Origin of the sequence: Streptomyces flaveolus (assembly GCF_000716535.1) — a bacterium.
GTDB classification, from domain to species: domain Bacteria; phylum Actinomycetota; class Actinomycetes; order Streptomycetales; family Streptomycetaceae; genus Streptomyces; species Streptomyces flaveolus_A.
On the sequence record NZ_JNWV01000017.1, the window covers coordinates 14239 to 27252 of the forward strand.

At 69.4% G+C, this 13014-nt stretch carries 14 protein-coding genes and 1 pseudogene; 8 read left to right on the forward strand and 7 right to left on the reverse strand.

The genetic code is table 11. The annotated features are described in order from the left end of the window. Positions 1-533 precede the first annotated feature (533 nt). Positions 534-851 carry a hypothetical protein gene (locus tag OO52_RS46080; RefSeq protein ID WP_158712518.1) on the forward strand — a complete coding sequence of 106 codons (318 nt, stop codon included), beginning with the start codon at positions 534-536 and terminating at the stop codon, positions 849-851. A 336-nt stretch (positions 852-1187) separates the two neighbouring features. On the opposite strand, the gene OO52_RS19210 is transcribed toward OO52_RS46080, so the two are convergent. The 3 genes from OO52_RS19210 to OO52_RS19220 are packed head-to-tail and all read right to left on the reverse strand — an operon-like array spanning position 1188 to position 3624. Further along, positions 1188-1526 carry an STAS domain-containing protein gene (locus OO52_RS19210; protein ID WP_030656768.1) on the reverse strand — a complete coding sequence of 113 codons (339 nt, stop codon included), beginning with the start codon at positions 1524-1526 and terminating at the stop codon, positions 1188-1190. Next, positions 1523-2821: a PP2C family protein-serine/threonine phosphatase gene (locus OO52_RS19215; protein ID WP_037630842.1), complete on the reverse strand. Its 1299-nt coding sequence runs from the start codon at positions 2819-2821 to the stop codon at positions 1523-1525. The genes OO52_RS19210 and OO52_RS19215 overlap by 4 nt, the downstream gene beginning before the upstream one ends. Beyond that, positions 2821-3624: an alpha/beta fold hydrolase gene (locus tag OO52_RS19220; protein WP_030656764.1), complete on the reverse strand. Its 804-nt coding sequence runs from the start codon at positions 3622-3624 to the stop codon at positions 2821-2823. Before OO52_RS19220 ends, OO52_RS19215 begins: the two co-directional genes overlap by 1 nt. 107 nt (positions 3625-3731) lie before the next feature. Between OO52_RS19220 and OO52_RS54580 the strand changes: the two are divergent. The 5 genes and pseudogenes from OO52_RS54580 to OO52_RS47440 all read left to right on the forward strand — a co-directional run. Then, positions 3732-3847, forward strand: a pseudogene (locus OO52_RS54580) (IS5/IS1182 family transposase); the annotation flags it as partial. A 206-nt stretch (positions 3848-4053) separates the two neighbouring features. Continuing rightward, positions 4054-4362, forward strand: coding sequence for a hypothetical protein (locus OO52_RS19225; RefSeq protein ID WP_234339937.1), 309 nt, complete (start codon positions 4054-4056; stop codon positions 4360-4362). Between the two features lie 547 nt (positions 4363-4909). Beyond that, positions 4910-5770 carry a metalloregulator ArsR/SmtB family transcription factor gene (locus OO52_RS19230; RefSeq protein WP_030656762.1) on the forward strand — a complete coding sequence of 287 codons (861 nt, stop codon included), beginning with the start codon at positions 4910-4912 and terminating at the stop codon, positions 5768-5770. Next, positions 5767-6366 carry a dihydrofolate reductase family protein gene (locus OO52_RS19235; RefSeq protein ID WP_030656760.1) on the forward strand — a complete coding sequence of 200 codons (600 nt, stop codon included), beginning with the start codon at positions 5767-5769 and terminating at the stop codon, positions 6364-6366. Before OO52_RS19230 ends, OO52_RS19235 begins: the two co-directional genes overlap by 4 nt. Before the next feature lie 318 nt (positions 6367-6684). Beyond that, positions 6685-7218 carry a GNAT family N-acetyltransferase gene (locus tag OO52_RS47440; protein WP_030656758.1) on the forward strand — a complete coding sequence of 178 codons (534 nt, stop codon included), beginning with the start codon at positions 6685-6687 and terminating at the stop codon, positions 7216-7218. An 83-nt stretch (positions 7219-7301) separates the two neighbouring features. On the opposite strand, the gene OO52_RS19245 is transcribed toward OO52_RS47440, so the two are convergent. Continuing rightward, complete coding sequence (locus OO52_RS19245; protein WP_030656755.1) at positions 7302-7844, reverse strand: hypothetical protein; 543 nt, start codon at positions 7842-7844, stop codon at positions 7302-7304. Between the two features lie 74 nt (positions 7845-7918). Next, positions 7919-8740: a GNAT family N-acetyltransferase gene (locus tag OO52_RS19250; protein ID WP_030656751.1), complete on the reverse strand. Its 822-nt coding sequence runs from the start codon at positions 8738-8740 to the stop codon at positions 7919-7921. Between the two features lie 242 nt (positions 8741-8982). On the opposite strand from OO52_RS19250, the gene OO52_RS19255 reads away from it, so the two are divergent. Beyond that, on the forward strand, positions 8983-9423 hold the full coding sequence (locus OO52_RS19255) for a glutaredoxin domain-containing protein (protein WP_030656750.1): 441 nt from the start codon (positions 8983-8985) through the stop codon (positions 9421-9423). Between the two features lie 207 nt (positions 9424-9630). Here OO52_RS19255 and kdgD read toward each other — a convergent pair whose 3' ends face one another. Both kdgD and OO52_RS19265 read right to left on the reverse strand, forming a co-directional pair. After that, positions 9631-10551, reverse strand: coding sequence for a 5-dehydro-4-deoxyglucarate dehydratase (gene kdgD, locus OO52_RS19260; protein ID WP_030656746.1), 921 nt, complete (start codon positions 10549-10551; stop codon positions 9631-9633). A gap of 140 nt (positions 10552-10691) precedes the next feature. Next, entirely contained in the window at positions 10692-11879 is a 1188-nt protein-coding gene (locus OO52_RS19265; RefSeq protein ID WP_030656742.1) for an L-talarate/galactarate dehydratase, read from the reverse strand. Positions 11880-12034: 155 nt separating this feature from the next. On the opposite strand from OO52_RS19265, the gene OO52_RS19270 reads away from it, so the two are divergent. Next, positions 12035-12910 (forward strand): LysR substrate-binding domain-containing protein, encoded by an 876-nt coding sequence (locus OO52_RS19270; protein ID WP_030656741.1) that lies wholly within the window; start codon positions 12035-12037, stop codon positions 12908-12910. The last annotated feature ends 104 nt before the right edge of the window (positions 12911-13014 follow it).

Here is a 13014-nt window from a genome sequence, read left to right on the forward strand (position 1 = left end):
CACCGCGCCAGCCTAGATCCGCCACACCAGGCCCCGTTCGGCAGGGGTGTGCCGAAGCTCCGGTTCCGCCTGCCCGGGCGAGGCAGGCCGGATCAACCGCGTCGTGCGGCAACCAGCAGAGCATCCACGGGAACGAAGGCCCGGGCGCTCGGACACACTCACGCCTGGCGGCGCTGCTGCCGCTCCTGGTCCCGGCGTTTCACCTCATCCAGACGCGCGAACAGCGCCTTCCACTGCTTGCTTGCCGCGGCCTTCTTCTGCTGGCAATCCTCCCGTGACTCAAATACGCACCCCAGGGCATGGCATGCGCATGTTGGCCGTAAGCAAGCTACTGCCGGCCCAGGGCCGATGCCTAGCCTGACTGGCCAACGAAGGGCCCACCGACGGTCCCGGCGAAGAGGCCGGGGCCGTCAGAGCTTCGTTCGACGAAGGGAAAAAAGATGGTCTTACAGGGACGTGCCGGCGCAAGCGCATTAGCGGCGGCGCTCATCGGCGGCTTCGTGGCCTTCGCGCCCGCGGCTCACGCCTCGGTCGTGTCATCGTCCTCGGTGGCGGCGTGCTACGACACCGCGCACTCCTACTCCAAGCCCGATGGGAACCAGTACTACCCCACCCCGGGCAACCACCTGACGACCACGAGCGCCTGCTCGGACATCAACATCAAGCCTAAAACGGACCGTTACGTCGCCGTGTGCTTCAGCCCCAGTTCCGGCTCGGACTACTGTCAGTCGTCCTACACCCTCGCGCACGCGGGGCAGTGGAACACGATCGCAACCGACGTGGTGGACGGCACCAAGTTCTACTTCGAATTCCGCTCGACCGCGCTGTCCAACGGCTCCTGGGCCGCCTGACCCCGGAACACCGTCCTCGGACACGCGCACATGGCCGTTCCCGGTCGCAGAGGGACGGGGCCACGTGCCTGCGGCGAGCGCGGTGCGGACGTACCGCTCGACGGCCGATGCCGACGGCGGGACACCGGTCGAGAAGGTGGTGCGCGTCTCGCTCGACTGGCTGGACGCCTGGCCGGAGGACCACCAGGCCACTGGCCTGCTGCATGCGCCAGGTGACGCACAGGCTGCGGCAGAAAGCAGGCACGCCGGCCCGGCCCCGCCCCGGCACCGTTCCGGGCCCGGAGCGGCGAACACCGCCCTGATCGACCTGACGGCGACAGTGCCGATCGCCGTGGATCAGGGACGGGTGGCGGTGTCGCTGTCAGGGTGGAAGGTGAAGATCTGGTCGAGGCCGACGATGCGCAGCACGCGCAGGGTGTGCGCGGGGACGGCGGCCAGCGTGATGTCGGCCTGTACGGCGTGGGCGTGGTTGCGGGCGGCGATCAGGGCGGTGATCCCGCTGGAATCGCAGAATTCCATGCCGGCCAGGTCCAGGACGAGACGTTGACCCGGCCGGAGCGTGAGGGTGGTGAGTTTCTCGCGCAGTTCCTGGGCGTTGGTGTAGTCGAGTTCGCCGGTGATCTGCAGTACGGGACCGGTCGTGGCGTCTCGGGTGGTGATCTTCAGCGGGCTCATGCGGGGTTTCTTGTCGTTGGGCGGACGGTGGGGCGGACGGGGGCGCCGAGGGCGAGCAGGGCGGTGTCGTCGTCGAGGCCGTCGCCGAAGTCGTCCAGCAGTCCGGTCAGTGCCTGGATGACGGCGTGCGGTGGTTCGCCGGCGTGGTCGGTGGCGAAGGCGAGCAGGCCGTCGTCCCCGTAGAGAGTGGTGCGGTCGGGTCCGGTACGGGCCTCGGTGAGGCCGTCGGTGTAGAGCAGGAGGGTGTCGCCCGGACCGAGGGTGGTGGTGGCGGTGGTGAAGCGTGCCTCGGGCAGGACGCCCACGAGGAGACCGCCGGGAGTGGGCAGGTAGTGGGCCGTGCCGTCGCCGCGCAGGACGAGCATGGGCGGGTGGCCGCCCGAGGCGAGGTGGACGGCTATCCGTCCGGTTGCCTGGTCGGCTTGGAGAGTGCCGAAGATGGCGGTGCAGTAGCGCGGATCACCGCCGGCGGCGTAGCGCTCGTGCAGCACGCGGTTGAGCGTGGTGAGGGCGGACACGGGGTCGGGGTCGTGCAGGGCGGCGGCGCGCAGGGTGTAGCGGGTCAGTGAGGTGAGGGCGGCGGCCTGGGGGCCCTTGCCGCACACGTCGCCGAGGAAGAAGGCGAAGCGTTTGCCGTCGACGGGGAAGACGTCGTAGAAGTCGCCGCCGAGCCGGTCGGGGGAGGCGGTGTGGTAGTGGGCGGCCGTCTCCACCCCGGGGATGGGCGGCAGGCTGTCGGGCAGCAGTGACTGCTGGAGCACGGCGAGGGCGTCCTGCAGGCGGGCGCGGTCCGCCTCCGCCTGCCTGCGTGCTTCCTCGGCCGCCTTCCGGCCGCGCAGGAGTTCTTCCTCGTAGGCCCGGCGGTCGCGGGCGTCGAAGACGGTGGTGCGGATCAGCAGGGCCTCGCCCGTGCTGCCGTGCTTGACCACGGAGGAGACCAGCACCGGTATCCGGCCGCCGTCGGCCCGCTTGATGTCGAGGGCTATGCCGCTGATCTCACCCTGCATCCGCAGCAGCGGCGCGAAGTGTGTCTCGTGGTACAGCTTGCCGCCGACGGTCAGCAGGTCGGTGAACCGCATACGGCCGACCACCGCCTCCCGGTCCAGGCCGAGCCAGCCCAGCAGCGTGGCGTTGATCTTGGCGATGGTGCCGTCCATCAGCGTGGACAGGTATCCGCACGGCGCGGACTCGTACAGTTCCTCGGCGCTGTCCTCCAGCAGCGCGGCGAAAGTCGCGTCCGCGGTCTTGTCGTCGTCGGCATCGTACGGGTCGGGCTGCTGCCCGGCGCGGCACATCATCGCAGGGCCGTCAGGAACTCGGTGATCGCCTGGTTGGTGGCTTCGGGCGCCGACAGGTGGGGGCAGTGCCCGGTGGCGTCGAGGGTGACCAGCTTCGAGCCCGGAATCGACTGGTGGACGAAGGCTCCGACCTCCCGGGGAGCGATGACGTCCTGGGTGCATTCCAGCACCAGCGTCGGCACCCGCACACTCTTCAGATCGTCCCGGGAGTCGGACAGGAAGGTGGTGCGGGCGAAGACGCGCGCCATGTCCGGGTCCGTGGCACAGAAGCTGTTCTTCAACTCCTCACCGAGTTCCGGGCGTTCGGCGTTGCCCATGATGACCGGGGCCATCGCCGCCGACCAGCCGAGATAGTTCGACTCCAGCGACGCGAGCAGCTCGTCGATGTCCTCGGCGCTGAATCCGCCCCGGTAGCCGTCGTCGTCGACGTAACGCGGGGACGGCGCCACCATGACCAGCGCGCCGATCCGTTCCGGAGCCGTGCCGGCGGCCAGCACGCCGATCATCGCGCTGACCGAATGCCCCACGAACACCGCGTCGCGCAGGTCGAGCGCGGCGCACACCTCGACCACGTCCTGGGCGTACCCGTTCAGGGAGGCGTACCGGTCCTCCGAGAACGCGGACGGGTCCGAGCGCCCGGAGCCGACGTAGTCGAACAGCACCACCCTGTGGTCCCGGGCCAGGGCAGGCACCGTCAACCGCCACATGTTCTGGTCACAGCCGAACCCATGGGCCAGCACCACCGCCGGTCCTTCCGGGTTGCCGGTGACGGTGACGTTGTTCCTGCGGACGATATCCATCCCGTCAGTCTCTCAAGCTCTGGCCAGTGCTCCGTCACTGCACCGAACCGCTCCAGGCCCCACGCGCCACCTCCACAGATCGCGTCATGGACACGGGAAGGCACGCTGACGGGCGCGGCACCCCGCTCGCCGTCCTGCTGACCGGCGGCAACCCGACGACGTCACCCAGCTGCTGCCCCTTCTCGACGCCGATCCCACCGGTCGCGGCCGGGTGGGTCGTCCAACGCCGACGCATTGCCATGAGCTGTCGGCGGGTGATGAGGCAGCAGACCCAGTGGTAGGCGACCAGCCCGGTGCCGAAGCAAGGCCGCTGGTCACGCCCTGGATGTGGTGGGGCTCGTGCCATGATCCGGTCTCATGAGTGACCGTTCGCTTTCATCCGCCTGGCTGGCCTCGTGGACAGGCAGAGTCTCCGCGACCCTCACGGCGATGACAGACGAGTTCGAGCGTCGGCACGGCTTTCCCCCTGGCAGCAACGAGGTCCGGCCTGCCGACCGCGACGACCAAGCCGCGGCTCGCGCGCTTGCCCAAGCGGCTCTCATACCGGCTGACCTGGTCGCCTTCTACGACAGCGTCGGTGACGTCACGTGGGCGGACGTAGGCAACGGCTACTTCCTCGATCCGGCAAGTGACGTGCTTCTGCGACTCCAGGAGTACGGCGCTGTCGACGTCGGCGCGAACCAGAAGAGCCCTGGTTGGTCATCGGCTCGAACGGCGGCGGCCTGTCCTACGTCGTGAGCCCTGACGGGTCGGTTCATCGGACACGGACGGCGTCGCTGGACGAACCGGAGCTCGACAAGGTAGCCGATGACCTGCGGCAGTTCCTGGAACTCCTGGAGCAATCCCTGACGCGGTTCGTCGCCGACGGCGAGCCGGGATCTCTCTAGGTCAGCCCGCGGCACCCATTGGCGAGTGACCGTCCGGCGGCTGAGGTGCTGAAGGGCCGGCGTCGCGGCCCGCCATCGCGGACCGCTTCGGGCAACTGCGGGCGACCGCAACCGCCGTAGCCGCCGCGGCAGCACCGGCGCAGCGTCGGCCGCGACGAGGAGCGCGGTTCGGCGACAGCATGTCGTGCAGGACTGACCGGTCGAGCACGCACGGGAGCCGGGGCGATACGCACCCGCGCGCACGAACTCGGATCGCCCCGACGGATGCCGATCCGTCGTGCCCCCTGCCAGTGTCCACGCCCTGTCCGATGCCTTCGACCCCGGCCGCCCCGTTCGGGTGGCAGACCGGGGCAGAATATTCCTTGACACGAATATTCTTTGTCGAGAATACTCTTGGTGTGGACGAAATCCTCACCGCGCTGGCCGATCCGGCCCGCTGGCGGCTCGTGGGCCTGCTGGCCGAGCGACCTCGCTCAGTCGGTGTCCTCGCGCAGCTCGCCGGGGCACGCCAGCCTCAGACCACCAAGCACCTGCAGACCCTGGAGCGTGCCGGCGTCGTCATCTCCGAGCGCATCGGTCAGCGCCGTGTCTACGCCCTGCGGCCCGGCGCCCTACGGGAGTTGGCGGCCACGCTCGGCAGGCTCGCGGACACCGCGGACCAGGCCGGTGGCCCAGGAGCCGCCTACGACCGCTACGGGCTCAGCCGTGACGCGGAGCGGCTCGCCGCGAAAGAGCCCGGGTGGGCCGACGGCCGCTCGTTCACGTTCCTGCGGCGGCTCGCGGCGGACCCGGAGTTGGTCTGGCGGCACCTGACCGAGACGGCGCTGCTCGCCCGATGGTGGACCCCCGACGACCTGCACGTCTGCGAACTCGTCTTCGAGGCGCGATCGGGCGGGCGGATCCTCCAGGAGTACCGCGATGCCGAGGACACCGACGCAGTCGTCGGGCGCGCGGAGGGAGTGGTCGACGACGTGCGCCCCCACGAGCGCCTGGCCTACCGGATCTCCCCTCTGCTTCCCGACGGTGGACGTGCCTTCACCGGCCACGTCGACCTCGGTCTGCGGGCCACGGAAGCCGGCACGGACCTCGACGTTCACTGGCGGATCACCGACAGCACCGTCGACTCGGCGGACTTCATCGCAGGCATCGAGATCGGCTTCGGCCAAAGCCTGGACAAGCTCGCGGCGATCATCGCCGCTGGCTCGCACGACAGTGGCACCACCCATCGCACCACCCCAGACACCAGGAGCATGAAATGACCGAGCAGACCACCGGCCGTCGAGTCGTCACCAACATGGCCCTCTCCCTCGACGGCCGTTACGCCGGCTCCGACCCTCAGGACATGAGCTGGGTCATGCCGTACGCCGTCACCGACGTGGCCCGCGACCACCTGACCAGCCTCTGGGAGTCGGCGACGACGGCCCTGCTCGGGCGGGTCAACGCGGAAGGCTTCCTCGGCTTCTGGCCCACCGTCATCGGCATGGAAGGCGCCGACCCGCGCGACGAGGCCTTCGCGAAGTGGCTCGTCGAGACGGACAAGGTGGTCCTGTCCTCCACCCTTCGTGAAGCGCCGTGGGAGCGCACGACGCTCGTCGACAAGCCGACCGCCCAGGCGGTGGCGGAGCTCAAGGCGACCGAGGGCGGCGACATTCTCGTGCTGTCCAGCGCAAGTGTCATCCAGGCCCTGCTGGCGGCCGACAAGGTCGACAGGCTGGCCCTCACGGTCTTCCCGGTCTTCCTCGGCGGCGGTCCCCGCCTGTTCGAGGACGGTCTGCCCGCAGGGCAGTGGAGGCTCGTGAGCCAGGCCGCCGGCGAGCACGGCACGCTGGCCCTCGTCTACGACCGGGTCCGCTGAGAAGCTCGTACTCTCTGTGGGCCGTCGGGCCGGTCATGGCCCTTCCGGCCACTCGGCCGATCCCACCCGATGGCCACCATCGCACCATCGCACCGTCGGCCGGCGGGTGGGCGGTGCCAGGCAGGCCGTCCCCGTCAGTCCGCGGCCGTAGGGCTCGATCGCGGTCGCGCTGCCGCGCACGCCGTACTCCGTCGCACCGATCCGCCCCAGCCCGGCGCGTACCTGGTGCCGCATCAGCCAACCCTTGTTTTGAAGCCCGCCCCCCGCGTCTTTCCGGCGAGCGGGTAGGCTCGGGACGTTCCAGGTCTGGGGGAGTTCATGAGCGTTGAATGGGTTCGGCTCAAGCTTGATCTGGAGACGTTCGAGGACGCCCGGTTCGAGCCGTATCTCCGCCGCTGCCGGCAAGCCGGCGTCGAGTTCACGACGATGGCTGCTGTCGGCGACACGGCTCAGCACCGGCGCGCACTCTATGAATTGAACAAGACGTGCTCCGCCGACATCCCCGGGCGGGGGGCGTTCTACACGTTCGACGAGTACCTCCGTCAGCGCGTCGACACTCCGACCTACGACCCACAGGGCGTCGTCCTCGCCCTGGACGGCGCCACGTGGATTGGTATGGCGGCGACGACGATCCGTCCCGAGGGACACGCTTTCAGCGAGATGACAGGGGTGCTGGCAGGCTATCGCGGCAGGGGGATCTCGCTGGCCATGAAACTCCTGACCGTCGGATACGCCCGCTCTGCCGGGGTGCGCTGGCTCCGGACCCTCCACCACCCCGGCAACGCCTCAGCCATCGGCATGAACCGGCGGCTCGGATTCGTCGACGACGCGCCGTCCACGACAACGGCCTGACGGTTCCAACGCGTCACGCTGCATTCGCTCTGGCCACGATGGCGCGGAGTCGCTTGTCGGCGGCGTGCTTGTTCCGCCACGTTTCACCCGGCGACGGCGGCCCAACCGGTGGCGGCCACCACCTCCCGCGCGATGTCGACGACGAGCCGTCCGTCCGTCGCCACTCGCACGGTCTCCGCGTGGGCCCGCCGGTCAAGGAGCCGTGCCTTGCGGACACTTCCTTCATACTCGTGCTCCAGCTCCGAGCCGAGTTCTCGCCCCACCAGCCGCTCGCGGGCGGTGGCGTCGGAGGCGGTGAGCAGGACTCGTACGATGCCCACTCCGGCCCCCATGGCGCGCTCGAACATGCCCGTCGCCTCCGGCAGAACACTCATGGTGTTCGTATAGATGAGGCGTCGGTAGCCGCACTGGGCGAAGTTCGCCCACACGGCAGTCAGATTCCTCTCGGTGATCTCCGCACGGTGAGGGTCTCCCTCCGGTGCCGGATGCACCTGCCCCATGAAGTCACCATCGATGATCGTGTGGGCGACCGCCTTGGAGCGCAGGAGCGCGGAGACCTCCCATCCCACCGTCGTCTTGCCGACACCGGCTCGTCCTCCGATGAGCAGTACTTCCGCGTGATCCATGGAGGCAGCGTGCCAGCGGCCGACCACCTCACGCGATCCGATATCGACGGTGGAACAGGACGCGTCAGTCGTTCCTACAGGTCCCGGGCGATCGAGTGCAGCGTCGTCCGGTAACCCAATGACGCGTACAGTCGCTCGGCAACTGTGTTCCCCTCGACGACGTTCAAGCCCATGCGCCGGCAACCCCAGTCCCAGGCGATCTGCTCCGCGTGGAGCATGAGAGCCCGGCCGAACCCTCGGCCGCGGCGTCCCTCTGCGACCTCCACGTCATACACGTACGCACCCGGCTCCGGGGCCGGACCCGAGTCGGCCACCCAGAGCCTGCCGACGATCTCTTCTTGCTCGACCAGGCAGCGCAGAGCGACGCCCTGAGTGGCCAGGCCGTTGGGCAACAGACTCGTCGTGGCCGAGCGGGCGATCTTCTCGGCCTCGGCCAGGGGGAAACCCCGACCGACGAAGGAGAGGGCGTACTGAGCCTGCGCGGCCCTGACGAATGCCTCGAACTCCTCCTGGGTCAGGGTCCGGGCTCCGACTGAGGGCGGCAAGTCCGGCCGTGTGCCGAGTTCTTTGACCATGATGCGGCTGACCGAGCGGTAACCCAGCTTGGCGAGGAGTTCCTCCGCCTCACGCCGTGGCGCGCGGACCCGCACGGTCGTACACCCCCAGTCGCGCAACAACCTTTCCGCCGCCGTCACGACGGAAGCGCTGTGGTTCGCGCCCTGGTCCGACCGGCCATGGGCAGGGAAGTGCACGTGCCCGGTTTGAGGCGCCGATGGTTCAACCTTCAGTTCCAGGCCACCCATGACGCGATCACCGCACACGATCGAGTAGCGGCACGACCGCGCGCCGTCCGGCGCCACTTGAACAGGTGCATCGGAAACCAGTTCCGCAAACACGCGTGCGCTCCTTCTCTGTGGCGAGGTGGAGCGTTTGCCTGGCCACCCGGCCGATCCCTGTAGCGACCGTTGAGGTCAGCGAGCGCTTGCGGGCGCCTTGCCCGGCTGGCCTTCGCGGTCCGATTCCATCACGCGGTCGAAGGGGGAGGGGAGAACGATCGTGTCACTGGCTTGCACGATGTTGCCGACTTTGGGCTTGACCGGCAGCGGAGTGGGACCACTCATCGATAGCCTTCGTCTTCATGATGCGCGCCTGGGCCTTGCCGATGCTTCTGCTGCTCTGCGGCTCAGTCCTCACGGCCAGGCTGATCGTCAGTGGGAACCCCGGCGCAGCCGCAGTCGTCCTGCTGGTCTTTGTGCTGCTCGCAGGCGTGAACTCGCCTCTGATCTTCCCGAGGTCGACCGGCGCGCTGGAGGCACAGCGCCGCAGCGCGGTCGACGGCCGGCCGGTCGTCTTCTGGCGCCCCGGCTGCACGTACTGCATGCGACTGCGCATACGGCTGGGCCGCAACGCCCGCCGGATGCACTGGGTCGACATCTGGCGCGACCACCCGGCTGGAGCCGCAGCGGTGAGGGCCGCCAACGACGGCAACGAGACCGTGCCGACCGTCATCGTGGCGGGCCGGCCGCACACCAACCCCGATCCTGCGTGGGTGCGCGAGCAACTCTCCCGTTCCACATGATCGGGACGCGGCCGAGGCCAAGGAGACACGTTCAGTGTGACGGCGACGTCAGGCGGGGGACATCGCGCCTCCCACCACCAACTCGGGTTCCATCAGCAGGACGTAGCGACAAGGCGGGTCGGGCGTCCGGCCGGCGCGGGCATCGAGGGAGCGGACCTCGGCACCCGCACCGGTGACCCGTCCACCGGCGATGTGTGCGGGCGTGGATCAGGCGGTGGGAAGTCGTGCGATCAGGGCCGACAGAGCGTCGTGTTCCTGAGGGGTCAGGTCGGTCAGCGGCGGCCGGACCGGGCCGGCACTCTGACCGGTCGCCGTCATGCCGGCCTTGACGATGCTGACCGCGTACCCGGCCTGGAGGTTACGGATCTCGGTGTACGGCAGGACGAAGTCCGAGAGCATCCTCGTGACGTCGGCCTGCCGCTGCTCTCGGACGGCGGTGTAGAAGGCGAGGGCGAAGTCCGGAAGGAAGTTGAAGATGGCCGAGGAGTAGGTCGTCACGCCCAGTTGGAGGTAGGGCAGGGCGAAGGTCTCCGCGGTGGGCAGGCCGCCGATGTACGTGAGACGGTCGCCCAGTCGCGCGTGGATGCGCGTGACGGTGTCGATGTCGCCGACACCGTCCTTGTACCCGATCAGGTTGGGGCAGGTGTCCGCGAGGCGGGCGACGGTGTCGGCGCTGTAGACGGCGTTGGCGCGACTGTAGATGACGACGCCGAGGGACGTGGCACGGCAGACCGCCTCGACGTGCCGGGCCAGGCCCTCCTGCCCGGCTTCGGTGAGGTAGGGCGGGAAGAGCAGGATGCCGTCGGCGCCGGCCCGTTCGGCCGCGGCGGCGAACTCGACGGCCGTGGCGGTGCCGTACCCGGCGGGGGCCAGGATCGGGGTGCCGTCCGGCGCGCTGTCGGCCGCGGCGGTCACGACGCGTTCCACCTCGGTGGGGGTGAGGGAGAAGAACTCGCCCGTGCCGCCGGCGGCGAAGAGCCCGCCGACGTCGTACTTGGACAGTCGCACGACATGGTCGCGGTAGGCCGTCTCGTCGAAGGAGAGGTCGGCACGGAAGTGGGTCACGGGGAAGGACAGCAGCCCGGAGCCGATACGGCGGCCAAGCTCTGCGGGCGTGAAGGACGACATGGGAGTGCTCCTGAAAGTCGTGTGCGAGGGGGCGGCGCGGTGTTGTGCCGGCCGGCCGTCGACGAGCGGGAAGGGAGTGCGGCGCGGGCGGCGCGGCTGTCCGTCCCGGCGTCGCCCGCGCCGGCTCCCGGCGCCCGGGTTCAGGGGCGGGCGCCCGCTTCGTGGGTGGCGGTGGTCCAGGCGCGGGCCTGGTCCGTCAGCGTGACGCCGAGTCCGGGACGGGCGGAGAGGTGCATACGGCCGTCCCGGATGGTGGTCCGCTCGTTGAAGAGGGGCTCCAGCCAGTCGAAGTGCTCCACCCAGGGCTCGATCGGGTAGGCGGCAGCCAGGTGGAGGTGGATCTCCATGGCGAAGTGCGGTGCGAGCTGGACGTGGTGCTGTTCGGCCAGCGCGGCGAGCTTGAGGAACTGGGTGATGCCACCGATGCGAGGGGCGTCCGGCTGGATGACGTCGGCGGCCCGTTGGCGAATCAGCTCGGCGTGTTCGGCGACGCTGGACAGCATCTCGCCGGTGGCGACGGGGGTGTCCAGGGAGGCGGCCAGCGCAGCGTGGCCCTGGACGTCGTAGGCGTCGAGGGGTTCCTCGATCCAGACCAGGCCGAACTCCTCCAGGGCGCGGCCCATGCGCTGGGCGGTGGCCCGGTCCCACTGCTGGTTGGCGTCGACCATGAGAGCGGTGTCGTCACCGATCCGCTCGCGTACGGCGGTCAGGCGGGCGAGGTCGTACCGGCTGTCGGGGTGCCCGACCTTGATCTTGATGCCGCCGATGCCGTTGCCGAGGGAAGCGGCCGCGTTGTCCAGGACCTGCTCGGTCGGGACGTGCAGGAAGCCTCCCGAGGTGTTGTAACAGCGGACCGAATCGCGGTGCGCGCCAAGGAGCTTCGCCAGTGGCAGTCCGGCCCGCTTGGCCTTCAGGTCCCACAGGGCCACGTCGAACGCGGCGATCGCCTGGGTGGCGAGGCCACTGCGTCCCACCGAGGCGCCGGCCCAGACCAGCTTGGTCCAGATCCGGGCGATGTCACTGGGGTCCTCACCGATCACCTGCTCGGCGATCTCCCTGGCGTGGGCGAACTGGCCCGGCCCGCCGGCCCGCTTCGAGTAGCTGAACCCGATTCCCTCATGGCCCTGTTCGGTGGCGATCTCCACGAAGAGGACCGCCACCTCCGTCATCGGCTTCTGCCGGCCGGTGAACACCTTCGCGTCACTGATCGGCGCGGCCAGCGGGAGGGCCACCGAGGACAGGCGCAGCCACGCGATCCGGTCGAGCGTCGCCTCTCCCGCGCTGTGCCCGGGCACACCATGCGGCGTCGTGTCCATCGTGCTCACCACTTCACATCCTGGAGTTCGCGGGGGAGCGGTCGGCTCTTACACCCCGAGGCCGGTCGGCAGGGGCGCCCCCCGCGTCCGCCTGGAGGTGACGCTACGGTTACCAATGATTCACGTCCAACATAGTTTTTGGATCCTGCAATACCCGGAGAGCATCAATGTTCACGCTGGCCCAGCTGACGAGCTTCGTGGCCGTCGCAGAAGAACTGCATTTCACCCGTGCCGCGGAACGCCTGAACATGACGCAGCCGCCGCTGAGCCGGCAGATCCAGTTGCTCGAGACCGACCTGGGCGTCCAGTTGCTCGACCGGACCAACCGCACCGTGCGACTCACCCCGGCCGGCCGGGCCTTCCTGACCGAGGCGCGCCGCATCCTGCACCAGTCGGAGCACGCCGCACTCGCCGTACGCCGTGTCTCCACCGGGGAGGCGGGGGCGATCGCCGTCGGCTTCACCGCGGCCAGCGCCTACTCCGCACTCGGCAGCCTCCTGCAGACCTCGCAGGTGGCACTGCCGGGGGTCGAGATCCTCCTGCGGGAGCTCGTCACCCGCGACCAGCTCAAGGCTCTCGGCGAAGGCTCGCTCGACCTGGGGCTGGCCCGTCCGTCGGCCACGGGACCGGATCTCGTCTCCCGCCCAGCGGTGCGGGAGGGCCTGGTGGCGGCGCTGCCCGCCGGGCACCCACTGGCCGCCGACACGGGACCGATGCGCATCGAGGACTTCACCGGTGAGGACTTCCTGATGTACTCGCCCATCGAGGCGCGCTACTTCCACGAGCTGCTGGTCAGCGTCTTCCGCTCCGCGGGCGTACGGCCGGTGTTCACCCAGTACCTCACTCAGGTGCACAGCATGCTGGCCCTGGTGAACGGCGGCTGGGGCATTGCCCTCGTCCCCGAGGGCGCGGTCCGCATGCGCTACGGCGGCATCGTCTTCCGACCGGTGGACCTGCCGGACCCACAACCGGTCGAACTGAACTACGTGTGGCGGGAAAGCAACGACAACCCGGCGCTCAAGGCACTTCTGCGGCACCTGTGACGCCTGCCCGACCCCGGCGACGATCGCTGGGCGGACCGATGCCGGGAGGCCGCCATACAGAGAAGGTATGGCAGCCAACAAAATTCGACTTAGACGCGAATCGA

Bases quoted from the DNA above. Each gene is read 5' to 3' on its own strand.
- OO52_RS19210 (WP_030656768.1), bottom strand. From the start codon at position 1,526: ATGAGCCCGCTGAAGATCACCACCCGAGACGCCACGACCGGTCCCGTA.
- OO52_RS19215 (WP_037630842.1), bottom strand. From the start codon at position 2,821: ATGTGCCGCGCCGGGCAGCAGCCCGACCCGTACGATGCCGACGACGAC.
- OO52_RS19220 (WP_030656764.1), bottom strand. From the start codon at position 3,624: ATGGATATCGTCCGCAGGAACAACGTCACCGTCACCGGCAACCCGGAA.
- OO52_RS19225 (WP_234339937.1), top strand. From the start codon at position 4,054: ATGACAGACGAGTTCGAGCGTCGGCACGGCTTTCCCCCTGGCAGCAAC.
- OO52_RS19235 (WP_030656760.1), top strand. From the start codon at position 5,767: ATGACCGAGCAGACCACCGGCCGTCGAGTCGTCACCAACATGGCCCTC.
- OO52_RS47440 (WP_030656758.1), top strand. From the start codon at position 6,685: ATGAGCGTTGAATGGGTTCGGCTCAAGCTTGATCTGGAGACGTTCGAG.
- OO52_RS19245 (WP_030656755.1), bottom strand. From the start codon at position 7,844: ATGGATCACGCGGAAGTACTGCTCATCGGAGGACGAGCCGGTGTCGGC.
- OO52_RS19255 (WP_030656750.1), top strand. From the start codon at position 8,983: ATGATGCGCGCCTGGGCCTTGCCGATGCTTCTGCTGCTCTGCGGCTCA.
- kdgD (WP_030656746.1), bottom strand. From the start codon at position 10,551: ATGTCGTCCTTCACGCCCGCAGAGCTTGGCCGCCGTATCGGCTCCGGG.
- OO52_RS19270 (WP_030656741.1), top strand. From the start codon at position 12,035: ATGTTCACGCTGGCCCAGCTGACGAGCTTCGTGGCCGTCGCAGAAGAA.